This is a genomic window from Paenibacillus sp. NPDC057934, from assembly GCF_042887565.1.
In the GTDB taxonomy this organism is placed as follows: domain Bacteria; phylum Bacillota; class Bacilli; order Paenibacillales; family Paenibacillaceae; genus Paenibacillus_AQ.
Genome location: NZ_JBHVPB010000002.1, coordinates 423,753 through 448,659 on the forward strand (window position 1 = coordinate 423,753; position 24,907 = coordinate 448,659).

25 protein-coding genes are annotated in these 24,907 nt (G+C 43.7%); 19 read left to right on the forward strand and 6 right to left on the reverse strand.

All coding sequences use genetic code 11. The features are described 5' to 3' along the window. The first annotated feature begins 68 nt into the window (after positions 1-68). The gene (locus ACFVRY_RS06415) at positions 69-845 is read left to right on the forward strand and encodes a methyltransferase domain-containing protein (protein ID WP_387498463.1); all 777 of its coding nucleotides are present in this window, start codon (positions 69-71) and stop codon (positions 843-845) included. Positions 846-957: 112 nt separating this feature from the next. On the opposite strand, the gene ACFVRY_RS06420 is transcribed toward ACFVRY_RS06415, so the two are convergent. Then, positions 958-1,797, reverse strand: a complete 840-nt coding sequence (locus tag ACFVRY_RS06420; RefSeq protein WP_387498465.1) for a YitT family protein — start codon at positions 1,795-1,797, stop codon at positions 958-960. 446 nt (positions 1,798-2,243) lie between these two features. Between ACFVRY_RS06420 and ACFVRY_RS06425 the strand changes: the two genes are divergently transcribed. From ACFVRY_RS06425 to ACFVRY_RS06465, 9 genes are all read left to right on the forward strand, one after another. Further along, positions 2,244-2,927, forward strand: a complete 684-nt coding sequence (locus tag ACFVRY_RS06425; protein ID WP_387498467.1) for a response regulator transcription factor — start codon at positions 2,244-2,246, stop codon at positions 2,925-2,927. Then, positions 2,917-4,008 (forward strand): sensor histidine kinase, encoded by a 1,092-nt coding sequence (locus tag ACFVRY_RS06430; RefSeq protein ID WP_387498469.1) that lies wholly within the window; start codon positions 2,917-2,919, stop codon positions 4,006-4,008. Before ACFVRY_RS06425 ends, ACFVRY_RS06430 begins: the two co-directional genes overlap by 11 nt. A 42-nt stretch (positions 4,009-4,050) precedes the next feature. Then, positions 4,051-4,719 carry a hypothetical protein gene (locus ACFVRY_RS06435; RefSeq protein WP_387498471.1) on the forward strand — a complete coding sequence of 223 codons (669 nt, stop codon included), beginning with the start codon at positions 4,051-4,053 and terminating at the stop codon, positions 4,717-4,719. A 4-nt stretch (positions 4,720-4,723) separates the two neighbouring features. Next, complete coding sequence (locus ACFVRY_RS06440) at positions 4,724-5,446, forward strand: cytochrome c biogenesis CcdA family protein (RefSeq protein ID WP_387498473.1); 723 nt, start codon at positions 4,724-4,726, stop codon at positions 5,444-5,446. Positions 5,447-5,465: 19 nt separating this feature from the next. Then, on the forward strand, positions 5,466-6,023 hold the full coding sequence (locus ACFVRY_RS06445; protein WP_387498475.1) for a peroxiredoxin family protein: 558 nt from the start codon (positions 5,466-5,468) through the stop codon (positions 6,021-6,023). Between the two features lie 24 nt (positions 6,024-6,047). After that, positions 6,048-6,533, forward strand: coding sequence for a DUF2199 domain-containing protein (locus ACFVRY_RS06450; protein WP_387498477.1), 486 nt, complete (start codon positions 6,048-6,050; stop codon positions 6,531-6,533). Between the two features lie 65 nt (positions 6,534-6,598). Next, positions 6,599-7,888: an SMI1/KNR4 family protein gene (locus tag ACFVRY_RS06455; RefSeq protein ID WP_387498479.1), complete on the forward strand. Its 1,290-nt coding sequence runs from the start codon at positions 6,599-6,601 to the stop codon at positions 7,886-7,888. A 121-nt stretch (positions 7,889-8,009) separates the two neighbouring features. Then, positions 8,010-8,783 carry a CAP domain-containing protein gene (locus tag ACFVRY_RS06460; protein WP_387498481.1) on the forward strand — a complete coding sequence of 258 codons (774 nt, stop codon included), beginning with the start codon at positions 8,010-8,012 and terminating at the stop codon, positions 8,781-8,783. A 115-nt stretch (positions 8,784-8,898) separates the two neighbouring features. After that, entirely contained in the window at positions 8,899-9,030 is a 132-nt protein-coding gene (locus tag ACFVRY_RS06465) for a hypothetical protein (RefSeq protein ID WP_387498483.1), read from the forward strand. A gap of 28 nt (positions 9,031-9,058) precedes the next feature. On the opposite strand, the gene ACFVRY_RS06470 is transcribed toward ACFVRY_RS06465, so the two are convergent. The 3 genes from ACFVRY_RS06470 to ACFVRY_RS06480 form a co-directional block, all read right to left on the reverse strand. Next, a complete protein-coding gene (locus ACFVRY_RS06470; protein ID WP_387498485.1) occupies positions 9,059-10,735 on the reverse strand; it encodes a type 2 periplasmic-binding domain-containing protein in 1,677 nt (558 codons plus the stop codon). 105 nt (positions 10,736-10,840) lie between these two features. Then, the gene (locus ACFVRY_RS06475; RefSeq protein WP_387498487.1) at positions 10,841-12,451 is read right to left on the reverse strand and encodes a response regulator transcription factor; all 1,611 of its coding nucleotides are present in this window, start codon (positions 12,449-12,451) and stop codon (positions 10,841-10,843) included. Between the two features lie 228 nt (positions 12,452-12,679). Then, positions 12,680-14,479, reverse strand: a complete 1,800-nt coding sequence (locus tag ACFVRY_RS06480; RefSeq protein WP_387498489.1) for a cache domain-containing sensor histidine kinase — start codon at positions 14,477-14,479, stop codon at positions 12,680-12,682. Positions 14,480-14,634: 155 nt separating this feature from the next. Between ACFVRY_RS06480 and ACFVRY_RS06485 the strand changes: the two genes are divergently transcribed. From ACFVRY_RS06485 to ACFVRY_RS06495, 3 genes are all read left to right on the forward strand, one after another. After that, positions 14,635-15,585, forward strand: a complete 951-nt coding sequence (locus ACFVRY_RS06485) for an ABC transporter permease (RefSeq protein WP_379464744.1) — start codon at positions 14,635-14,637, stop codon at positions 15,583-15,585. 15 nt (positions 15,586-15,600) lie between these two features. Next, positions 15,601-16,473 (forward strand): carbohydrate ABC transporter permease, encoded by an 873-nt coding sequence (locus ACFVRY_RS06490; RefSeq protein WP_387498491.1) that lies wholly within the window; start codon positions 15,601-15,603, stop codon positions 16,471-16,473. Between the two features lie 204 nt (positions 16,474-16,677). Next, entirely contained in the window at positions 16,678-17,319 is a 642-nt protein-coding gene (locus ACFVRY_RS06495) for a hypothetical protein (RefSeq protein ID WP_387498493.1), read from the forward strand. Positions 17,320-17,499: 180 nt separating this feature from the next. On the opposite strand, the gene ACFVRY_RS06500 is transcribed toward ACFVRY_RS06495, so the two are convergent. Continuing rightward, a complete protein-coding gene (locus tag ACFVRY_RS06500) occupies positions 17,500-18,051 on the reverse strand; it encodes a TetR/AcrR family transcriptional regulator (RefSeq protein WP_387498495.1) in 552 nt (183 codons plus the stop codon). Between the two features lie 148 nt (positions 18,052-18,199). Between ACFVRY_RS06500 and ACFVRY_RS06505 the strand changes: the two genes are divergently transcribed. Continuing rightward, complete coding sequence (locus tag ACFVRY_RS06505; protein WP_387498497.1) at positions 18,200-19,123, forward strand: ketopantoate reductase family protein; 924 nt, start codon at positions 18,200-18,202, stop codon at positions 19,121-19,123. Positions 19,124-19,207: 84 nt separating this feature from the next. Here the strand turns inward: ACFVRY_RS06505 and ACFVRY_RS06510 are convergent, their stop codons facing one another. Next, entirely contained in the window at positions 19,208-19,759 is a 552-nt protein-coding gene (locus ACFVRY_RS06510) for an NAD(P)H-dependent oxidoreductase (RefSeq protein WP_387498499.1), read from the reverse strand. A gap of 220 nt (positions 19,760-19,979) precedes the next feature. Between ACFVRY_RS06510 and ACFVRY_RS06515 the strand changes: the two genes are divergently transcribed. The 5 genes from ACFVRY_RS06515 to ACFVRY_RS06535 all read left to right on the forward strand — a co-directional run bounded on the left by ACFVRY_RS06515 (position 19,980) and on the right by ACFVRY_RS06535 (position 24,518). Next, positions 19,980-20,342 carry a winged helix-turn-helix transcriptional regulator gene (locus ACFVRY_RS06515; protein ID WP_175372568.1) on the forward strand — a complete coding sequence of 121 codons (363 nt, stop codon included), beginning with the start codon at positions 19,980-19,982 and terminating at the stop codon, positions 20,340-20,342. 146 nt (positions 20,343-20,488) lie between these two features. Next, positions 20,489-21,646, forward strand: coding sequence for a YhgE/Pip domain-containing protein (locus tag ACFVRY_RS06520; RefSeq protein WP_387498502.1), 1,158 nt, complete (start codon positions 20,489-20,491; stop codon positions 21,644-21,646). 84 nt (positions 21,647-21,730) lie between these two features. Then, positions 21,731-22,330: a TetR family transcriptional regulator gene (locus ACFVRY_RS06525; protein WP_387498504.1), complete on the forward strand. Its 600-nt coding sequence runs from the start codon at positions 21,731-21,733 to the stop codon at positions 22,328-22,330. A 347-nt stretch (positions 22,331-22,677) separates the two neighbouring features. After that, positions 22,678-23,709: an ATP-binding cassette domain-containing protein gene (locus ACFVRY_RS06530; RefSeq protein ID WP_387498506.1), complete on the forward strand. Its 1,032-nt coding sequence runs from the start codon at positions 22,678-22,680 to the stop codon at positions 23,707-23,709. Then, positions 23,706-24,518 carry an ABC transporter permease gene (locus ACFVRY_RS06535; protein ID WP_387498508.1) on the forward strand — a complete coding sequence of 271 codons (813 nt, stop codon included), beginning with the start codon at positions 23,706-23,708 and terminating at the stop codon, positions 24,516-24,518. The genes ACFVRY_RS06530 and ACFVRY_RS06535 overlap by 4 nt, the downstream gene beginning before the upstream one ends. The last annotated feature ends 389 nt before the right edge of the window (positions 24,519-24,907 follow it).

Genomic DNA, 24,907 nt, shown 5'->3' on the forward strand with positions numbered 1-24,907 from the left:
TAAAATCAAGTAGTTTTATCTAATGGCATTAAGTTTCATCTAATGAAACTAATGAAGGGAGCTAATGTATGTCTGAGGAAATGAAGACACGCGTACAACAGCAATTTGGCAAGAACGCTGAGAAGTATGTAACAAGTACTCGTCATGCCAAAGGAGAGGATTTGACCCTACTGGTATCAGCAGCGCAGGCTACTAAGGAGATGACTGTCCTTGATATTGCGACAGGAGGAGGCCATGTAGCGAATGCGCTTGCCCCACTTGTCAAGCAGGTCACAGCTGTGGACTTAACGCAAGAGATGTTGAATTCAGCTAAGGCGTTTATCCAAGGGAACGGTCACGGTAATGTAGAATTTGTGAAGGGGGATGCGGAGCAGTTACCCTTTGAAGATGCTAGCTTTAATATTGTGACTTGTCGAATTGCCGCTCATCATTTCCCTAATGTACCTGCTTTCTTGAGAGAGGCGTACAGAGTTTTGAAACCAGGAGGCAAATTGCAACTGATTGATAATGTATCTCCGGAAGATGGTCGTTTGGGGGAGTTTTATAATGAGGTTGAGCGATTGCGTGATCGCAGTCATGTTCGCGCCTTGTCCAAATCAGAATGGATTAAGCAATTAGAACAAACGCATTTCCAACTGGATGCTTTGATTTGCTTTCAGAAGCCTTTTGAGTTCCAGAGCTGGTGCCAGCGAATGGGGCTTACCCCGGAAGAACAAGATGAAGTCACAGCTGAATTTATGAAGGCAGAACCGGCCATAAGGGAGTTTTTCCGTATTACCGCAGATGCAGAGGAAATCATCAGCTTTGTTGGTCAATCCGCGTATTTTCAGGCTTCGAAATCATAACTAATTGTAAAATAGCAAAGCCGGCAATTCCCATGTAAGAGGGAAACTGCCGGCTTCTTTTTGTGCGCCCGACATGGGCGATAACTTGGCGATAAAAGGACTATAGGTCATTTTACTTAGACAATTCTACAAAACCTTCTCCAAACACATCTCTTACATCATGAATAGTTAGGAAGGCGTCTTTATCTGCACTTTCAACGATTTTCTTGAGCATGGACACTTCCTGTTTGCTAATGACAATGTAGAGTACTTCTTTGGGCTCCTGGCTATAGTAACCCTTTCCTTGCAGCACAGTTACGCCTCTGTCCATGACCAGGTTGACCTGCTCAGCGATTCTATCCTGCTGCTTGGAGATAATCGTGACTGCCTTCTTAGGGTTCAGTCCTTCAATAATAAAGTCCATCACCTTCGTACCGACATAGAGCATAATAATGGTTACCATAAGTTTCTCTGTCCCGATAATGAAGTAAGAGGCAAATACAACGATCAAATCAAAGAATAGCAGGGCGTAGCTAATATTCCAATGAAGATATTTATTAGCGATCTTTGCGAGAATAGTGGTACCCGCAGTACTGCCGCCGACCTTAATGATCAGCCCAATACCTGTTCCGACGAGTATGCCGCCAAATATCGCATTCACTATTAATTCATTAGATTGAATTCTCCAATCGTGGGTCAGATGGAGGAACATCGAATGAAGCAACACAGCGATAATTGTATAAATAATCATCTTCTTATCCAGGAATCGATATCCGAAAATCAGCAATAAAGCATTGATTACTAAGTTGACTATACTGGGTGACCATTGAAATAGATAATACAAGATAATGGAAGTACCAGTAACTCCACCCTCTCCCAGTTCATTGGGAATGACAAATACATTGACTGCTAAGGCAAACAGAAATGCTCCAAGTATTAAGTAAAAAAAATCGTGCGTTAATTTCTTCAACATCGCTACCATCCTTACGTTTCGCAATAATCACAATACTATATATCATCTCTGTGAGCTTAGGCAATCCTTTTTTTTCAAAGACTAAGGCCCCAAAGAAGTGCAATTATTGCTTTTTATCTGCGATTATGCACTCTTCTGTATAAGGATAAATTGTCAGCTGTTCGATCCATCTTTAACATTTCTTTAAATTCGTCTTGTATAATGGACTACTATATAAGACGAACTTAACATAAGAACGTAAAGCTCGGACGTCGCTGCGGTGAATGTTTGGACTTCCGGTCGCTGTTGTCGCCAGATTTCTTCTTTATAAACCGCTTCTAGCGGTTGAAATCTGTCAACAAAGGCGAACGCTTCGCTCCTACAGTTCCAAACCTTCCCCTTCGTTCCTTCTCGCTTTTGTTCCTTTCTTCTATTCGTCTTATATAGTAAAGAAAGGGGTCAACAAAGTGCAAAAAGACATCTTAATCGTCGAAGACGATATGAAAATAAGAAAGCTTTTAAGATTATATTTGGAAAAAGAAGGATATAGCGTAATGGAGGCTCAGAACGGGGAAGAAGCCAGAGAGATGTTTCAACAGGAAGAGCCTTGTTTCGTAATTACTGACCTCATGATGCCGAAGTTTAGCGGTGAACAATTATGCAGGTGGATTCGAAATGAACAGAAAAGCGATATTCCTATTATGATGCTCACAGCTAAAATCACGGAATCCGAACGGATCGCAGGTCTGCAAATGGGTGCGGATGATTACATCATCAAGCCATTCAGTCCACAAGAAGTTGTTGTGCGGGTGAATACGATTCTCAAGCGGATGGTCAATCGCTGCAGCAAGATTAGTTACCGGGGGCTGATGATCAAGACGCAATCATGTGAGGTAAAGTATAACGGAGTCGATATTGCCTTAACACAGCATGAATTTAAGTTGCTGCACTTTCTTATGAAGCATCCTAATCAAATCTTGTCCCGTGAGCAAATATTAAATGAGCTTTATCCTAATGATGAGAAGTCTGTGATCGACCGTACGGTTGACGTCCATGTTGGCAAGCTGCGGGAGAAGATTGAAGTATCCTGCCAGACACCGTCCTTCTTTCAAACGGTACGTGGAATGGGGTATCGCTTTGTTGCCTATTAAGAAACTGCAAATATGGAAGCAGTATGTCGCTTGGAAATTGATTTGGGTCAATGTGCTGGTGATGCTCGTTGTGATCTGGATAGTAGGTGTATCTGTCAAAGACTTCGCGTGTGTATTGGTAGCCAAGTATCAGCTTGTGGGCGATGTCAAAAATGATTTTTTCGAGCGCACCATGCAGTTCTATCTTATTAGGGCAAGTGTGCTTGCCATTGTTGTGGCTGCCATTATTCATTTTGTCTTTATTAAGAAGATTCTGTCTCCTTTGAAAAGATTAACAGAGTCAACTCGTCAGTTAATGGAAGGATCCTATCCTGAACCCATCCAAGTATCCGCTGGGGATGAGATTGGGGAATTGACGAAGCGCTTTAATGCTATGACCCTAACCCTGCAGCGAACGGAACAGAATCGCAAAGTAATGCTCAGCAATGTGTCACATGATTTAAGAACGCCACTTAGCAATTTGAATGGTTATTTAGAGGCGTTAAGTAATGGTGTGATTGAGGGAGACCGGGAATTGTATTTATCTCTGTTGGAAGAGTCGCAGCATATTACGCGACTTGTGGAGCAGCTTCACCAACTATCCCTTTGGGAGGACAGGGGAGCTGACAGTATGGTTTTTAGCGAGATACCCATCGACGAGTTCATTACACGTAGTTTGCTATCTTTTCAACTAGAGCTAGAGCGCAAAGGGATCACATTAGATATTTCTCTTGAACCACATGTCATTGTTAGTAATGAGGATGGCTTGCGACAGGTACTAACTAATCTGATCCAGAACGCAATTACTTATAATTCTGGACATATGGTTTGGATATCAGGAGTAGTGGAAGTAGATGACTACCGAATTACAGTATGTAATTTGGGGGAGTCGTTGTCAGAGGAGCAGCGGGAGTTGGTCTTTGAACGTTTTTTCCAAGCCGATGGTTCCAGACAGCGTAGAGAAGGGATGCAGGGTAGCGGACTTGGTCTAACTATCGTGAAGGAGATAATGGGGAAACTTGGAGGTCAGGTAGAGCTGACTTCAGACAAGGATAAGCATTCTTTTTCAATCACGATACCGCTCAAACTTAGCAAAACCTGAAAAATCATTTCACTGAATAGGTGAGAAAGGAGGGCCGAGGATATGGATAATATCCAGCTCGGATCATTATTAATAAACGGACGACTTGTGATGTACATGACTTTTGGTGTAATCGGGTGGCTCGTACTGCATTATCGGTTACGGCATATTCCAGAGCAAGAGCGCTTCACCTCCTATGCAAGCAATGCATTCTGGATATGGCTGCTGGTATGGAAAGGGAGTTTTATGTTTTTATATCCCATTGAATTTATAGAGACGCCTATAAGCTTGCTGTATTTTGACGGCGGCAAACGTGGGATGTGGCTGGCAAGCCTGCTTGCAATTGTTTACCTTTGGGTACGATCAAGAAAACATAATTTGCCCGTGAAAATATGGATGGATATCGGACTATGGTTCATCTCTGGATGTTGGTTAGCCTATCCCATCCTGCAGGTTATAGCCGGGCATCAGCTTGTTTTTTACGATAAGTTCAGCGCTTTATGGTCAGGGGTGTTCATGTTGATCCTGTTCCTGACAAGGAGAACCTCCCGCTTTGGTGACCGGGGTGGATATGCTATTTGGTTTCTAATTGGACATGTAGTTCTTCAGTTTCTGTTGCCTGACCGTACGTTGTGGCTGCTGTCATTTAGCCGGCTGCAAATCATTTGTATTGCAATAGCCGCAGCACTAACCGTATGGTCCTATTTCCAAGAGAAGAACGAGAAAGGATGAGGATATGAATCACATTACCATTGTAGTAGCTTTTGCCGCAGGAATGTTGTCTTTTTTATCTCCCTGCATTTTTCCATTGATTCCTGCTTATCTATCCCATTTGACAGGTTCCTCGTTGCAGGACGGCAAGCTTGTGGTACATAGAGGGAGATTGTTCTCCCAATCGCTCTTCTTTATTCTGGGGTTTAGTCTAATTTTTATCGCCATGGGCGCTTCGGCAAGCTTTATCGGCCAATTTTTTGCTCAGCAACGAGAGCTGGTTCAGAAAATAAGCGGCTTATTCATTATTATTTTTGGTCTGCAAATGATGGGCTTGCTCAATCTGTCCTTTCTAATGTCTGGAAAAACCTGGGATTCCAAAGGGGGGCAAAGCCGTGGAGCCATTCGTTCTTTACTTACTGGATTTGCATTCGGAGCAGGTTGGAGCCCATGCGTTGGACTGGCCTTATCCTCGATCCTACTTATGGCCGGCTCATCTGATACATTATGGAGCGGTATAGCCATGTTAGCAGTCTATTCCCTTGGTCTCGGTATACCGTTTCTGCTGATTTCCTGGATGCTAACTTACTCTATGAAAGTGCTGAAAAAAATGAATAAATGGATGCCTCTTTTATCGAAGGTGAATGGGGTACTGCTCCTAGGAATGGGACTTCTCCTGTTCACAGGGCAGCTGCAAAAGCTGAGTGCTTGGCTGGCTAAATATACTTTATGGGATATTACTTTTTAATAGACGGGAGGCAGTTAAAATGAAAAAAAACGTCATTGCTATCATCTTTATCATTGGATTAGTACTATATGGGGGATATGAATACTTTAATAAGTCTTCTCAGCAGCCGTTGCAAAGTGTAAGCTCGGAAGAGGAAAGTCGTGATGTTGGAATTGAGATAGGGCAAGTAGCTCCTGATTTCTCTTTGCAAGATTTGAGTGGGAATCCAGTGCGGTTATCAGATTACAAGGGGAAAAGAGTAATGCTCAACTTCTGGGCTACATGGTGCCCTCCCTGCCGGGTAGAGATGCCGCATATGCAGAGCATTTATGAGAATTATGAATCGGAAGATGTAGTCATCCTCGGTGTGAATATGACCTTAACGGAAAAGGCGCTTGGAGATGTCCAGCCATTTGTTCAAGAGCAGAAACTTACTTTCCCGATTGTATTGGATGAAGACGGGGAACTTATGCAAACTTATCAAATCGTGGCTTACCCAACAACTTATGTACTCGATGCTGATGGAGTCGTTCGTGAGAAGGTGCGGGGCGCTATGAATTATGAGATGATGTCAGAACTACTTGCAGAAGTGAAATAGATATTGATCATAAGGAGCAAAACTATGAAATGTCCTCACTGTGACAACGAATTAAGTGAACTTCCATTATGTTATGGAATTGAAGCACCACATTACTTTAATTTGGTACCAGAAGAGCAAAGAACAGAATTAACTGGTGATTTTTGCGTAATTGATGAACAGCATTTCTTTATTAGAGGACATATTGAAATCCCAATAGTGGATTGTGATGAAAAGTTTATTTGGAGTGTATGGGTGTCTCTTAGTGAAGAGAATTTTTTCAGATCGAATGAATTATTACTAGTAGAAGGAAGAGAAGCGGAAGAACCTTATTTCGGCTGGTTGTCGACTGAACTTTCAATATATCCAATATCGACATTGTCTTTGAAGACCATGGTACATACACAAGAAGTGGGTGCGGTTCCGCTAATCGAATTAGAACAAACAGACCATCCCCTTGCAGTTGAACAAAGAGATGGAATTACAATGGAAAGAGTTAAGGAAATAGCCCATTTGGTGAACCACGTTTAGTTGTAAGGAGATGGACAGCTAGTTGATGTTATAAGTAGAACATAGGCAGGGAGGCAGCAAGTGTAATGAAACAGAAAATGGACAGCTGGAAACGGCGATGGCTGTGGCTTGTTCAGGCTCTGGAGCTGAAGGGGGCAAGCACCTTTATTTCCATTGATCCCCCTGCACAAGAGCAGGAAATTGCTGAAGTTGAATCCCGGCTCAGAATCCAGCTACCTGAGGAGTTCCGTTCACTGCTGATGGATGGCTCCGGCAAAGTATTAGTATACTGGAGCTTGCCATGTGAGACGATTAAACCTTTTGATGTGAGTGGAGAAATAGGCTGGGGTACAGATCAGCTTTGTTTCTCCGATTTTGCCGATGAGGAAATGGAGGCGCAACGGCGGTATCTTACCTTTCATGTGGCCGGAAACGGGGATGAATTACTGTTGGACCTGAGCAGCCCTTCCGGAACTTCCGTTGTGCATTGGGCACATGAGACGGCAGAATTCCGGCTCCTTGCGCCAACCATGACGGCTTTTGTAGACCGGGTAACAGAGCTGGGTTGTGTCGGAGCGGAGGAATGGCAGTATCCGTATTTTTGCGGGGAATTCGGCTTGGACCTGGAGAGCGAGAATAGCAGGCGCTGGAAGGCATGGCTGCATCAATACCTAACGCTTACATTGGAACAGGCCCAGGAGGAACTTTCGCTACTCATCACCTATACAGAGATGAACGGGGTGGACAAGAAGGTGGGAGCAGCCTTTGCCCGCTATGATGGAGAGGAAGTGCTACGAGCCTGGTTGAAGCGAGCCAAGGCAGAGGAAGATCTCAATCAAATAGATGCTTTAATGTGCTGTGCAGGTGATATTCTTAAGGAGAACGCAGCTGATTTGGTGCGATCATTGTGGTCGGAAGCTCCAGCGGTTAATGTGAGCCACTCTATTCGTGCTTATCTTTCTGCACGCTGTCTGCCGGAAGGTGAGGGACTTAAACGAGTCTTGGAAATGTTGGACGCATCTGCGAAACAGAATAAGCTGAGTGGTTATGAAGCGAACTCGGTGCTTCAGCCTTTTGGTAGCCGCAGGGTGCTGGAGTGGATGGAGGATAAGGTGTCTTTTCCTTATAGTGGTTGGGATACGTTGTATGTCCATTCGCAGCCATCCGTATCCGACATCGTGCACTGGCTCAGCGCCAAGGATGTACAGCGTCAGATCGTCATTTCGGCCTTATCCATCTTGCCGGAGGATTACGTACTGTTCAATAGTGATGTGGAGGCACAGCAGGTCCGCAACTTGTTAGAACAGGCGTTGGATACCGCTGTGCTTAAAAAAGAAAAGCAAGCGATCCGTAAGGCGCTGGAAAAGCTTGCTTAAAGCAGCCGCTGATAATGTAATCTGATTAAGGTAAGTCATGAATAAATCAAGGGAACTAAACAAAAACTTTACTGAATAACGTCACTACTTTGACCATTCAGGAGGGATTGTTATAAAACCGTTGATTGTAATTGCAGCACTAGTACTCGTTACGGCTTGTTCGAATAATCATTCGGCTGACAAGCAAATCACAACTAAACAAACGAAAGTTGAGACTCGTGCTCGTCATGGTGCTTCCGCGTCAACCTTAACTCAAGCTTCTTCCATTTCAACAGATGCTCCAAAGGATTCAATCCTTAGAGCTAAACAAGCACAAGTACCTGGTGATGTTTCGGATTTGCTGGGTGGACTATTAGGCAACAATACACCGACAGAGAGAACACCGGAGCAGACTGCTTATCCGCAATCGGCCACTAATCCGGAACCGTCCGCCTATCCAGGGCAGTCCGCTAGTCCACAGCAGTCGGCTTACCCAGGGAAGTCAACTAACCCACAGCAGTCTGCCAATCCGGAAGCATCCGGCGATTCATCCCAATTTGTGCAGCAAGTGCTGGATCTGGTAAACCAAGAACGAACGAAAGCAGGATTGAAATCCCTTAACTTAAACAGTGCGCTTTCGAAAATGGCTTTGGCCAAGGCGCAGGATATGTACGACAACAATTATTTTGACCATCAATCTCCGACGTATGGCTCCCCATTTGACATGATGAAGGCATTTGGGATCACCTATAATTCAGCAGGGGAGAATATCGCCAACGGCCAGACAAGCGCGGAGGAAGTGATGAACCAATGGATGAACAGTCCTGGTCATCGTGCGAACATCCTGAATAGCAGCTTCACCGAAATTGGAATTGGCTACTATAACAAAGAGTGGGTTCAAGAATTTACGGGTTAGTATTAACCTTCTCAGTCTTGAGATGCGAATTAAGATTACATGAAATAAAACAAGCCGGAGCGAATTCGCTCTGGCTTTTATATAGATTGAAATAATTTAATATTAGGTGGAGGGAATGGAGGAGAAGTTTGGAACTGTAGGAGCGACAGCGTCCGCCTTTGTCTCCGGATTTTATCCGCGAATGCGGTACAATCTGAAGAAATCTGGAGACAACAGCGGCCGAAAGTCCAAACCTTTTCCGCAATGACCACTTTGCCCCATGTACAAATTAGCAATTACTTACTCGATACGGACTTGAACCATTCGTTCACTTCTTTGGTGATCTGGTCACCGCCATTAGCCTTCCAATTGGTTACGAATTGGTCGAAGGCATCCACTGGCAATTTACCGTAAATAATTTTGTTGAACGTTTCCATTTCGGACTGACGAAGCAGGTTCCATTTGGAGACCATCGTTGGTGTCGCAGCACCTGTGAAGTAGTTTTGCTTGCGAACATCTAATTGCGACATCACCACTTTGGCGGCTGCCCAGTTTTCCGGTTTGCGGAACTCCGCCATTTGTTTTTCATAAGGCGTTTCTGGTGTTACGCCATCAGCAAGTTTAACTAGTGTCTTCATGTACAGATCAGGAATCCGCGCCGGGCCAGTCAAGAAGGGGAACTCGTTGGAAAAGTCTTTAATCTTCTCTTTATCGCTGGTCGGTTGTCCATCAATGATGTCCCAATCGTAACCCTTAGCAAAGCCATATTCGAATTCACTGCCTGCTGCAGGGTTAGCTAAATTATCAAGTAAATAATTATAGTATAAGAAAATCGCTTCAGGATGCTTGGCATCCTTGTTAATCATGATACTGGCGTTGACGCCGGAGTTCTGCCACTTCGTACCAATGAATCCGTCTGGACCGGCTGGAACGGGATAAGCTTTAATCTTCGCGCTAGGGACATTCTTCAAAAGATCGGGAGCAGGCCAGTCCGGCACCCAGTTCGCGCCTGGCAGGATTCCTGCAGCGCCTTTTGTCCAGCTCTCCGCAGATTTACCTTCATCCCACAGTGCGGAATCCGTATGAATATAGCCTTTATCCATCCATTCACTAAGCTTCGCTAAAGCCTGTTTAGCACCAGGATTAATGGAACCGTATTCTAGATTGCCGTCGGCATCTTTATTCCATTGTTCTTCAATCGTACCGTAAGCACCGAATAACCAGTCGAGTTGGCCCATCCAGGTGTTTGTGTTATTTTTCAAAGAAATCGCAAGTGGGAAAACATCTTTAGGCGCTAGACCGTCAGGGTTTTCGTTCTTAAATTTGTCCATGATATTCTCAAGATCGGCGATGGTTTTGGGCGCTTCAAGATGCAACTTTTCCATCCAATCTTCGCGCAGCCACAGCAACGTGTCGTCATTATCTGTATATTCAAGGATCGGCATATTGTATTTCTTACCGTTCTTGGTGAACGGGTACCACAGTTCAGGATGCGCTGCCGCATGGTCTTTTAGAATTTTATTGGCGTATTTGTCAAACAGCTCATCAATAGCAATGAACTGACCGGAATCAATCAGCTGATTGGTCAATACCGCGTTGGTTGGTACAGCCACGAAATCAGGCAGCTTCTCACCAGATGCAATGGCCAGCTGCAGCTTTTGTCTGTATTGATCGTCATTGGCAGGGTACCAGGTATCTTTATGCTTCATGCCCAGCGTCTCCAGCATCCAGCGGTCGTGAACGTTGTTTTCTTTGGTATCCCCTTGCACATATTTCTTCGGCATCAACACCGAGCTGAACTCGATAGGTGGATCGTATTTACCTTTTTCAAAAGCAGCATCTGCTTCGGATGAACTTGTAGTGGCATTGCCTGATTTAGCGTTTTCATTCGAAGTTCCGCCACTGCCACAGGCTGTGAGTGTGATAAGTGCAGTGACTGTGAGCATCGACCACATTTTGTTGAATTTGATCATTCTTCAATTCCCCCTACTGTGTATGATCTTTACAAGTGTAACTTTAACAAGTTGTCGGGGATGGCATCTATATGAGTTTTTTAGTTTCGATAGGACTCTATCATGCTATTTATTATTGTCTCTGTACTCCTGCGGCGTAACCCCAAACTGCCGTTTGAACACTTTGATAAAATAAGCAGGGTCCATATATCCAATCTCCATGCTGATTTCATACACTTTCTTGGAGGTCGTCTTCAGCTTGTGACAGGCACGATCCATGCGCAGGCGTGAGATATAATCGCTGATGCCCTCGCCCGTTTCGATCTTATAAATTTTAGACAAATGGGTCGGATGGAGATTAACATGGTCAGCCAGTACCCGCAAGGAAACATCAAGATGGAGATTTTTATCGGTAAAATCCTGGATTTTCTTCACATACTCTGAACGTATGTCTTTGATATCGTTGGATGTGCTTTCTTGCAGTTTGCCAAGGGCAGTGAGTGACCATTTTCTAAGTTTACTAATTGTGGTAAAAGCATCCCCGCTTCGCAGTCCCTCGATATCGCTCCCCATTAAGTTAGCCAGGGTAAGTCCATTACGGTGGGCGAGATTCGTGAACGAAGCCGTAATCAAAAATCCAGCCTCCATACAATGTTCCCAGGATTCAGACCATTTCTCATCCAGCTCCGCGCAGACCGCAAGTAATTTCTCTTCTGCAGTATCCCACTGCCCGCTTTCCAGCAAATGAATCAAAGAGGGCGGGGTATAGAGCGCGTCCAAGGGACCATGCACTGTGGATGGTTCGACATCACTAACCCGCATTACGAATTCGCGCTCGTCGCCGACAATTTGCCGGAAATAACCCGTAGCCTGACGGAAACGATTGGACAGCTGCTCAGGGAAAGGGAACCACTCAGTGATAACAATGGAGAGGGAACCCTTCAAAAACTGCTTGACCTTATACTGAAGTTGCACGGAAAGTTTCTCTAGTATGGTTTCTTTTCCGATGTCGGCTCCTTTTTCTTTCAGCTGCAGCAGAAACACCAGATAGCCGTGCTCCTCCTTAACGCCCCAGACTTCCATAAATTCGCCCAGTATCTCTTCCGCCATATTGATAATGGCATATTCGATCAAGGTTTGGTCGTTGTTGTTGTATTGTCCAAACTCTTCTTCCATTCGTACAAGCATTAACGCGCAATCCCCGGCGTGGAAGGGCAACCCGTAATTCACAAGCTTTCGTTCCCATTCGCCGGCTTGGAATCGATGTCCTTGTAGGGCATCCAGGAGCAGTCGACCGCGTAACAGCGGCAGATTTTCCCGAAGGGTAAACTGAGTTCGTGTAAGGGAGCTTACAAGCTCCCATTCGGTGTTTAATTGATCAATGGCAGTCTTCACTGCGCCCATCAATTCATCGTCAGTGGGTGGTTTGAGTAAGTAATCAACGGCCTCGAACTGGAGTGCTTTTTTGGCATAATCAAATTCGGAATGGCCGGATAAAATAATGCATTTTATTTTTTTATCACGTATTTTGATCCGCTCGATCAGTTCAATTCCTGTCATTTCCGGCATTTGTATATCCGAGATCACAATATCTATGGGGTGGGTATCGATAATTTCTAGGGCTTCATGCGCCGAATAGGCTTTATGCACCTGTTCAATCCCCAGCGTATGCCAGGGTTTGGTCATGGAAAGGTTATCTACCCAGTGGGCTTCATCGTCTACGATGATCATCTGCATGTTGTTAGTCTCCTTGATGGTTTGTTATATAAGACGAACTTAAGCTCCTAACGTAAGGCTCTATCGTCACTACGGTGGAATGTTTGGACTTCCGGTCGCTGTTGTCCCCAGATTTCTTATTTAAAACCGCTTCTAGCGGTTGAAATCTATCGACAAAGACGAACGCTACGCTCCTCCAGTTCCAAACTTCCCCCTTCGTTCCTTCTCGCGTTTGTTATTTTCTTTTGGTCATCTTAAATAATTAGTATTTTCTTGATCAGTTGGAATTTCCCAGATGATCTCTGTGCGGAATCCTCCGAGAGGGGAGGGGCCAAATATAAGACAGGATTGATTGCCGAACAGGTGAATGATCCGCTGATTCGTATTCCAGAGTCCACAGCCCATTTCCTCTTGCAGCGGCTGCTGCATTTTCCGATTCAAAGCTTCTAGCTGCTCCGGGTTCAGGCCGGGTCCATCGTCATCAACGTAAATTTTGCAGAAACCGTTCGCACGCTCGCCGGTAATTCGGATCTCACCCGATGAATAGGACTTCGCCACTCCATGAATGACCGAATTCTCCACAATCGGCTGCAGCATTAAGCGTGGCACAGACTGGCTAAGCATAGGCTCAGGGATATCAATATGGTAATCTATTCTGCCATTGCGCAGCTTTTGGATATCCAAGTAATTGACGAGTAATTTGATTTCATCATTCAGAGAAGCGGTCTCCCGTTCCATTCGGGTAGTATAGCGATAGTACGCACTTAAGTTATAAGCCATAGAGATGACGGCTTCCTGCTCTTTCATCTGGGCCATATTGATAATATAACCAAGGCAGTTATAGAGAAAATGCGGATTGATCTGCGCTTGTAGCTGCTTTAGCGTAGCTTCTCTGGCCCTAATCTTTTCATTGAACACATTCTCTATCAGGTCTTGAATTTGATGTGACATATCATTAAACCGATGGAACAGAAATGAGAACTCATTCTGATCCTTGCTATGAAGACGCACGGAATAGTCACCGCGCTGCACGCGCCGTAAGCCTTGAATCAGCTTTTTGATAGGAGACTGCACGTTTCTGTATAGTAAAATCGAAGCCGAAATGCCCACTACAAACAACAAAATCATCGAGATATAGAACAAGTCTCGGCTGAATGAAATCGGCTGAAGAATTTGATAGAGTGGGACCACATCTACTAAATGCCAATCCAGATAAGAAGATTTCACTGAGCTGACTAGATAGTTCTTCCCATTCAGCTTCACTACATCTTGGGTTGTATTCTCAGGAGAGTGACTATCCAGATAACGAATGAGTTCTTCTGATAGCTGCTTGTCTGCACTACGATTCAGAATGGGTAAATTGCCCTTATGATAAAAGAAGGGATCGCCTTGTCCACCTTCCTTGTACTTATCCAGCATGTTCTGAATGTTCTCATAACTGAAGCTGGCTTCAATCACCAGATTGCTGCCCGTCAACATCCCCGGCTGGGCCAAGGAATCCGTGAAGAACCAGTAAAAGGATTGCAGCTTATTTTGTGACTCTCCCCCTTGATCACCATAGGTCCATTTTCCACTCATATTACTCTTTAAGTAATTCTCATCATATCCAGTCGAACGATTGTAGTTGGCGATGACATCTTTATTCTGCTGTGAATGCACAGCGTATCTGGTGGGCCAAATATCGGTCACCCCGGACTGCAGTACCATTTTCTCCTGAATGACATAGCGGGTCTGCATCTGATCATAACGATCATCCCAAATATTCAAACCATTGAATGCCCTGACATTGGGATCTCTCGAAAGAATAAGACTGAAATCCATCATCTGATTTATTCTAGAATCGATTTGACTGGATAGAAAGGTGAGCTGTTTAGTATTGGAGACCTGCAACTCTTTGCTAACGACATCGAATGTGACGTTGTTCGAATAGGTGTACACGATAATAATCGGGATGAACAAGACAATGATCAGACAATTGATTTTGGCAAAGAGGCTAAACCGGGACCGTGCCTGTTCCTTTAGTAGTGTAAAGCGCTTCCATATATTCATGTATGACTCCTCCAGATGATGCCCTAATAAAACCATATCAAGCCTAACAATGTTATATAGTCAGACCTGAGAAAGGCCTGATACTATTTATAGCAGAGATCCCCATTACACACAAAATATTTTTTTGGGAACAGGAGAGCGCTATGGAGGCTAATATGGAGGTCAACTCGATACCGCAGGCGAACACCCGGAGTAAGCCGAATAGAAAAAGAAAAAAGGGCTTTAACCAGTCATGGATTCTCCATTTGATGGTATTGCCAGCGGTCATTATGGTGTTTATTTTTTCTTATATTCCGATGTCTGGAATTCTCATGGCGTTTCAAGAGTATAAACCTGCACTAGGTTTTTTTAATTCGGAGTGGGTCGGACTGAAGCATTTCAGGTACATGTGGGAAAATGATTATTTCCTGCAAATCACGTGGAATACGCTGTTTTTTGCCTGTTCCAAAATTGTGATGAACCTGATTATTCCCTTTATCTTCGCCTTATTATTGAACGAGGTACGGAAGATGGCGCTCAAAAGAACCATCCAAACGCTCGTGTATCTTCCACACTTCTTGTCTTGGGTTACACTGTCAGGCATTCTGATCGATATTCTGGCCCAGACAGGTCTCATTAATCAGTTCATATCATCTGTATTCGGCATCAAGCCGATTTTCTTCCTAGGGGATGGAAATTGGTTCAGGTTTACGATTATTGCGAGTGATGTCTGGAAGGAGTTTGGCTTTAACACGATCATCTTCCTGGCGGCATTATCCGGGATTAGTCCGTCACTCTATGAAGCTGCTGAAGTGGATGGAGCGGGGCGCTGGAAGCAGACGATGTATATTACCATACCTGCGCTGATTCCAATTGCGATCGTGATCGCGACTCTGGCTCTAGGCAATGTGCTCAACGCTAACTTCGATCAGGTGTTTAACCTCTACAGTCCGTTGATCTATCAGCAAGGGGATATCATTGATACCTTTGTGTACAGGGAAGGCCTTCTTAGCGGGCAGTTCAGCTTCGCTACCGCAGTGAATCTATTCAAATCGGTGATCAGCTTAATCTTAATCGTGATTTCTTACCGACTGGCCTATAGGTTTGCAGGGTACCGAATCTTCTAGAAAGGATGAGAACGAATGTATCATAAAACAATCCCATATCGCATATTCAGCATATTTAATAACGTGTTCTTAACGATCCTTGCTGTACTCTGCTTATTACCTTTGTATCACTTGCTCATGGTATCACTTAGCGCCTCGGCACCTGCTAATGCCGGATTGGTCACCTTCTGGCCGATTGGATTTACCTTGGAGGCCTATGCCAAGACGTTCAATAACGCCAATTTCCTCTCCTCCTTGTGGGTGTCTGTGGAACGGACCGTACTTGGAACAGGACTTGCACTGGTGGTCAATACAATTGCAGCTTATGCGCTCTCCAAGGAGACACGGGTCTTCCGTGCGCGGAATATCTACCTTTGGTATTTTGTCGTGACGATGCTATTCAGCGGTGGACTGATTCCAGGCTACATCCTTATTCTAAAGCTTGGACTGATGAACTCTCTGCTGGCACTGATTCTGCCGGGCTTAGTTGCAGTATTTAACATCATTCTACTGCTTAATTTCTTCCGGACTGTTCCTAAGGAGCTTGAGGAAGCTGCATTTATTGATGGGGCAGGACACTTTAAGACCTTTATGAGCATATATTTACCGGTATCCTTACCCGTTATCGCCACGGTTTCTCTATTCCTGATGGTCGGGCATTGGAACTCATATTTTGACGGTATCATCTATATTAGAGATTCTGACAAATTGCCGCTGGCCACCTTTATGCAGACGATCATCGTTCAGGCAGATATGTCAAAGCTCGATCCGTCAGCGGTTGCCAATCTGTCACAACGTACCATTCGGGCTTCGCAGATCTTTATCAGTGCGCTGCCTATACTACTCGTATATCCGTTCCTGCAACGTTATTTTGTAACGGGGATTGTGGTTGGGGCTGTGAAAGAGTAGTTGCTGGAGAGAACCATCCTCCCGAATAGATTTGAAGTGAAAATAACGGCACAGGATAACGAGAAGGAAGGAATTAACCAAAATATGTCGAATACGATAGATTAAGATACTGAAAGGGGAATTTGCTATGTGGTTTTACAGCTACAGAAAACCAATAAGAATCCGTCACCTCCCTCAATATTAAAAAAATTGAGGAGGATTACAATGAAAATAAATGATAATTATTTGAAGGAACAATTAAAGCATGTATATTGGTTAAATGGTGGTTGTTGTGCAGGGAAGTCCACAATGACAAAGAAATTTGTTAAAGAGTTAGGATTTCAAACACTGGAAGATAACGTGATGAAGTACAGACCATTCACAAATCCAGTTGAATACCCTGCCTTACAGTATCCTCATTCGGGTTTAGATTGGGATAAATGGTTCAATAAACCTAATGATGAACATGTTCATTGGCTTTTTCAAATTGTCGAAGAGATGATCGAATTTTTTGTTACGGATTTATTAAAAATGCCCACTGATAAACCAATCATTATAGACTTAGGAATTATGCCCGAGCGTATATTACCCTTTATTCCAAAAGAAAGAATGATTTGCCTCTATACTTCTGACGAAGAAATAGAAAGGCTATATTTCTTTAGAGAAGACCATAAGATGATTTTGGATGTTATTAATCTTACATCAAATCCAGCGGCAACAATCGCAAATGGTAATAAAAACATGGTGAGATTTTCACATGACGTAAAAAGCGCTTGCATTCGAAATGGCATCAAAACACTGGAAAGAACACCCGAAATGAGTGTTGAAGAACAGTTTAAATTAGTTCGTGAGCATTTTGGATTATGAGATGAAAACAAACAATTGTTGATTTCATTGGTAGGTTACACAGTTGGTAGCCTGTTGAACTAACGATGAATGATAGTGTAATAAAAGGCAAGTCCCTTCAAAAACCCACTTCCGTTAACAAAGGAGTGGGTTTTTGTTTAAATTGTTATTCAACATATGGATTTGGTTTGAATGACAGACTCACTCTTTAAAATAGGGTGTAATCCCTCTTGAATGTAGGTTCTCCACTAGCTTGAAAAATTCTTCTGACGATAAATCCTGTTGACGCTGGAGCCAAAGACGAAATAAAGAAAGAGAAGTTGTCAGGTAAAACTCAACGAAGTATGGCGTTAAGGAATGGTTTTGCGGAACGTTTAATTCTAATTGCTCCAACGTGATTTCATTTTTTAAGCGTTTTAAAAAATGGGCACTTCCATAATCACCTAAAAGGGCATTAAGAACCAGGAGATGTTCTCTTTTATCCAGACAAAAGAGCGTATCTTGAACCGTATGCATCGATAGCTCTTTATTCGCCAATTCTTTTTTCATCTCATTCAATAAGTCATTTTCAACAGCGTCTAACAATTCGTACATGTCAGTAAAGTATTGATAAAAGGTGCTGCGGTTATATCCTGACTTATTCGCAATTTCCTGAACCGAAATCTTCTCAATCGGCTTTTGGCTATATAACTCACAAAAAACATCTACAAACTTTTGTCTTGTTATCTCCGTGATTTGGGGTTGCTTTTTCATGTTTCCCTCCTATTAGCGAATAAGAATATCATCCGACAAATCATAAAAAACTGATGGTTGATCAAGGAATAATGAAGATTTATAATCACATCATACAACATGTTGTCGGATAATCAAAAGGAAATGTTAATAAGTAGGGGTGGTATTAATGTCAACGAAACAAGATAGAATTTTAATTTTTGGTGCAGGTGTCATCGGGAGCATGTACGCAATAAAGCTTATTGAAGCAGGGTTTGACGTTAGCCTGTTTGCACATTCTAATAGATATAAATCATTAAAAGAAAATGGCCTGCAATATATAGAAAAAGGTACAGTTAGGTCGATACAAGTGAATGTCATTGAGACGCTCGAAAATGACGATGTATACGATTTTATTTTCGTTACCGTTCGTTATGATCGGTCCGAATCAGCGTTGTTAGCGCTAAAAGATAATCAAAGCAAAAATACAGTTACGATGACTAATAATTCAATTGGATTTTCTTCGTGGCTGGATATCGTAGGGGATAGACTTTTACCAGCATTTCCCGGCTTCGGCGGACAGATTAAAGATGGCGTATTGCATGCTCGATTTCTGCCAAAGTTTATAGCGGCAACTGCATTTGGAGAAATTAATGGGGTAGTGACAGAACGCATTGAAAACCTCGCAAAATTATTTAAAACAGCAAAGCTTCCTTACGTTATTAAAAAGGATATGCAAGCGTATCTAATCACACATTCCGTATCAGACATTGCCATGTTGAGCTTTTTGCATTCAGAGAATAAGATCATTGACACAAAAACAGCCAGAACCAGAAAGACGGCACGCAAAATAACAGTCACTTTAAAAGCGTATCTAAGGGCAATACAAAAAGCCGGCGTCTCAATTGATCCGCCAATGCTTAAAATGATGCTTAAAATTCCAAACTTATTGTTGGATCTTTTCTTTATGACATGGCTACGAACTAAAATGGTTAGGGATATGATGTTGCCGGATTATGCGAACAGTGCTAACAATGAGATTGTGCAGCTGAGTAATGATTTAATGAGATTTTTAAGTCAAAATGATATCAAATCGGAAATACATGTTCAGTAATTTATTTATGGGAAACGATAATTGAACAACAACAGCGACAGTCTAAGACTTAATTTGTCAAGTCTTGTTCTGTCGCTGCTTTATTTATTGGACCCAGTCGGTGTCATTGTTATACTTAAAGATGTAGTTGATATATTCTGCCGCACTGTTATTGATCTCTTCGTCGCTTGCTTGAAATGAAGCCCCGAAGACAGCAAAGTAGGGGAGTGCTACTGCGCCCACATGTTTTGTACTGGCTTTGAAAGGCGCAGTCACTTCATCCACGGTAAAAGAAACAGAGCCTTCTGGCACATAATTTTCTTTTTTATCACCGATGGACATGGCAAGCCCCATCTTTTTCCCATTAAGCTTGTTACCGTTTGAACCATAAGCCCATCCATAAGTAAACACATCATCAAACCACTTTTTCAATAACGACGGATAACTGTACCAATACAAGGGAAATTGAAAGATCACGTGGTTATGTGCTTCTAATAACTTTTGTTCTTTAGGAACATCAATGTTCCAGTCAGGATACTCTTTGTAAATCTCATGAATGGTAATATCGTTTGGATATTGCAGCAGTTCTTTTTTCCATCTCTGGTTTACCCTTGAATTATCAAGGTTCGGGTGTGCTATAATCACTAGTGTTTTCATTATGAAAATTCCTTTCTCAGGCCCATATCAAAGAGTGCAGCCTCTGGTGTCTTACCTCATTTTTTGAATATCTTCATTATGTTGTAGGCTTTAAAAAAAGAAAATACACACAATGAAGTAAGAGGGTTACTTCAAAGTAAGTACTGGACTCGAAAAAAGATGTATGCGAAAATAAAGTTTTAGCAAATTTATCAGTTGTCATGAATGAGAGGTTATTGATATGAAACAATACAATCTGGGCATAGAGGCCACACTTGAAATCATCGGCGGTAAGTGGAAAGCTCTGATCATATGCTTGTTAATGTCTGGTGTGAAGAGAACAAGCGAATTACAGCGGAATATTCACGGCATTTCACAAAAGGTTCTGATCCAGCAGCTTCGTGAGCTTGAAAAGGATGGACTTGTAAGCCGACACGTATATCAGCAGATGCCGCCAAAAGTTGAGTATAGCCTCACGGAATATGGTGTGACTGCCAATAAAATCGTTGATGTCATGTGTTCTTGGGGCAAAGAAAATATTCAAATGAGGCAACAGCGAGGAGAAGATATTGTGTTATTGGAAGAGATGTTACCGGATCACTAGTTCATCCTAATGGATTTATTTACCTGCTTTGTCCTGTGTTTATTATTAAATAGTTGACAGCGGGTAAAGGTCGATCTAGAATAAAACAAACGTTTAATTTAAACAATCATTTGATTTGGTCGTGTTACAAAAAAGGAGAGATACTTATGCTTAATGCTTTAAAAGCTTATCTGAAGAAACCGGCGACCATCGTCGGAGTTGTGATGCTACTGATGTTTCAAGTTATTTTTAGCATCATCTGGATGACGGGTTACAAAGGAATTAATGAGAATACGACTAAACTATCGATTGCAATAGTCAATGAAGACCCAGGGGCTGGTGCAAAGATCAGCGAACAGCTCGCAGCGTCCCTTCCGTTTCATATGGTAACAGGGATGAGTTTGGAAGAGGCGAAAGGAAGTCTGGAACGGCGCGAGGTGCAGATGGTACTGCAGGTGCCTGCAGATTTCTCTCAACAACTCCAAAGCCAGGGGCAACAAGCAGAGCTTCGTTACACGATCAATGAATCCAATCCAATGATGATTAAGAGTGTGATGCAGAGCGTCGCAGCTCAAATTACAGCAACCGTGGGTAAGCAAGTTACGATTCAAGGAACGGAAGCTGTACTGAAGCAGGCAAATGTGCCGGCAGCTCAAGCGCAGGGTATCGCACAAGGCGTCGTAGATAAAGTCAATTCCAATGTGACATTTACCAACCCTGTTCAGGGTATGAATAACCAGATGGTGCCGATGATGATGGTGCTCGCCTCGTTCGTTGGCGCCATGATCATGGGGATGAATTTTCAGCAGGCGACGGATATGATTGGATCTGGCATTTCAAAATGGAGCAAGTTTGGTGCTAGAGTCGTCATTAACGTTAGTTCCGCAGTCGTCGTCTCTTTGATCGGATCATCATTGATCGCCGGGCTGGGGGGCCAGCATGCAGGAGGCTTTATTTCCGTCTGGTTGTTCCAAGCATTATTCCTTCTGACCTTTATGTTCTTCGCTCAGATGTTCTTGATCGTTTTCGGTATGGCTGGAATGCTGTTCAATATGACTTTATTGTCGTTGCAACTAGTTTCCTCAGGGGCGATGGTTCCAAGGGAATTACTAAATGAATTTTACCAAGGGTTAGGTCACTATCTGCCAGCGACGTATGCCGTGGACGGCTTGATGAATCTATTGTTCGGAGGTCCAAGCGTTGCCTCTGACGTTCTCTTGCTGGTGGCGATCCTCGCAGCTTCGTTTTTCGTGAGCCTGGCTGTGACAGGACTTCGCAAACAAACTGAGCGTGCGGTAGCACCTGTCGCGGTTCCTGTTGAATAAAAGGTCTCTGTGAGAAACTTGCCTATCCGTAATAGAGCATCCATAATAGGTTCTATATGATCATGCGAGGAGATTGATTGAATCATGACTACAGCTGATCCCGACATGAAGCTGCGCATCCTGCTAGCAGCCAAGAAATTATTTGCGCGACAAGGCTATGACGGTACCAGTGTCAGACAAATTTGCGAGGAAGCAGGAGCGAACGTGGCGCTCGTCTCTTATTATTTTGGCGGCAAGGAGAATTTGCTGCGCGCTATATTTGAACAGTTTTTTTCAGGGAATCGGATAAAGGACAGTGGCGATCTCTTGAGTCATCCTGTAGAGGGGCTGACACTGCTGATCCGGGAGATTATTTTCTTCGGGCTAGAGGACTCAGAACTGAGCAACATCATCAAGCAGGAAATTGAACTCACCTCTCCACGTGCTGATATCGTGCGTATCTATGTCCAACCAGTATGGAAGAAGGTACGGGAACTGCTGGAGCGGGGTCGCAATGAAGGCTTCTTCCACTTCGATTCACTGGATCATACGCTGATGTTTGTCATTGGAGCCGCTCTTTCATTCAAGATTCATACCGCGCATAGCAGCCTGCTAGAGAACACAAACTATGACTCTGGAGTGACCGCAGACCATATCGTTAAGCTCGTATTGGCTTCCTTACGTGCAACTGACATAAGCTCCTAAGCTTTGATGAGCTGGATAATGTTTATTTTAAACTTGACCGATGAAGACGTTAACGGATGTAATCTATCTGGTTAGCGTCTTTTTCATTTTCAGAAGTGAATCAAGGGAAAAGCATATGCAACGAAACATATTGCAGCGAAAAAAGGCTTGAGCAGATCTAAAGAATGATTAAAGGATACATCTCCAGTCCGATCCACAAGGATCGGATTTTTGTTTTAATAAATCGTGAGAAAGCGCTATTGACGTAGTGTGATGGTTATTTTGAATCATTATGTTACGAGTTTAAATTCAGTTTATAAACGTGGGTTACCATCCGTATATAATCTATTGTTCAGGAGGAGTAGAACGTGAATCAATTTCAAAAAGCGAAAGCAGCACATGACAAGAGTAACTGGGCTATCGAAGCACAAGGACTTGTCAAAACGTATGGAAGCAACCGTGCTGTTGATGGTGTGGATCTGAATGTAGGTACCGGGATGATCTATGGTGTGCTAGGTCCGAACGGGGCAGGGAAGACAACCGTAATTCGCATGCTGGCAACGTTATTGCGGCCGGATGGGGGTTCAGCGCGTGTCTTTGGACATGATGTGGTTAAGGAGCCTCAGATTGTGCGTCAATTAATTGGTGTGACCGGTCAATATGCGTCCGTTGATGAGTCACTCAGCGCGATCGAGAATCTGGTGATCTTCTCCAGACTCCTTGGATTGGGGCGGGCCGAAGCACGGCAAAAATCTGCAGAACTTCTAGAGGAATTTGGACTAAGCGAAGCGGCGAAACGTCCCCTTAAAAATTTCTCCGGCGGTATGCGCCGCCGTCTGGATTTAGCGGCAAGCCTCATTGCTCAGCCGCCGCTCATTTTCCTGGATGAACCAACAACTGGTCTTGATCCGCGGACGCGTAATCAGATGTGGGACACCATTCAGCGGCTCGTAAGCACTGGATCTACGGTATTGTTAACTACGCAGTACCTGGAAGAAGCGGATCAGCTTGCTGACCGGATTGCGGTTATTGACAAAGGGCATGTCGTCGCCGAAGGTACCGTAGATGAACTGAAAGCATCCGTTGGTACTTCATCGCTGCATTTAAAGGTTCAGAATACGCAGGATTTGAAAAATGCCCGTCAGACTGTTGAACAGGTGCTTAAGGTTCGTACTAATATATCGGTGGAAGCAGGGGAAATCACTGCCCCAATGGGGAACGTTGACCGGGTCACCGACCTGCTGCTTGCTCTCCGCGAGACGGGGATTCCACTATCAGAGATGAGTGTACAGAAACCAACACTTGACGAAGTTTTCCTGACTCTGACAGGCGATGGAGTGAAGGAGGACGCACAACTTGCGTCAGAACAATCGAAGAATACCAAGGGGGTAACAGCGTGAGTACTTTAATAAAACCAGGTGCAGAGCGCCAATTAAAAAACCATACCAGCTTCGGTCAGTCGGTACGCAATTCGTTGACTATGGCCTACAGGGGGCTGCTTAAAATCCGGCGCACCCCTGAACAACTGTTTGATGTTACGCTTCAACCCATCATTTTCACCCTAATGTTCACTTATATCTTTGGCGGGGCTATTTCAGGAGATGTAGTGAGTTATTTGCCCGTCATCATCCCCGGCATCCTTGTTCAGACCGTGATTACGACCTCCATCGTCACTGGCGTACAGTTACGTGAGGACATGGAAAAAGGCGTGTTCGACCGATTTAAATCACTACCGATCTCCCGGATCGCTCCGCTCGCCGGAGCTCTGCTCGCGGATACGGTTCGGTATACCATAGCGACTGTACTCACTTTTGTCATGGGCTATATTATGGGCTTCCGGCCAGAGGGTGGCCTTGGATACGTTGCACTTGCTGGACTTCTTGTCATTGCATGTTCGTGGGCAATTAGCTGGATATTTGCCTTCTTCGGCGTGATTGCACGTACTGCTTCCAGTGTACAAGGGATTTCGATGATCGTCCTATTTCCACTCACGTTTCTCTCGAATGCCTTCGTACCGGTCGATACCATGCCGAATTGGCTCCAATGGTTTGTTAAGATCAATCCGATTTCGCATCTAGTCACCGCCGTCCGCAATCTGGTCAACCATGGAACCGTGGGCAGCGATCTTGTCTATTCCCTAGTCGGCGCCGCAGTCATTGTGGCCATTTTCGTTCCGGTTACCGTCCGCGCTTATATGCGCCGCACATAATTTAAATAGTTCTCCTGAAGAGTATGGTTCCTGATTTCCGCCTTTTAGCTGGCTTTACCACTTGCAGATGGCTGGGATCAGGAATCAGATTTTAGGGTGTTCCTACGTATCTCTCATTGATGAGATGTACATATAGATGGAACAGAGTTAGTTAGAATTATAATTTTGAAAAATCATATTTACCATTAAATGTTATATAATTTATTGTATATGCGAATGGGCAATGTACTTTGCTTTACATAACGAATGAACCCCTTAACGACCGATGATTAAGTTTGCCCCCTTTGTTGTATCAACCAGATCAAACTGGTTTCTCTTTTCAACACTCATTATTTGCCGCTTATATCCAACAGAGTTGACCACCACATTTCATACAACTTCTAAAGGTA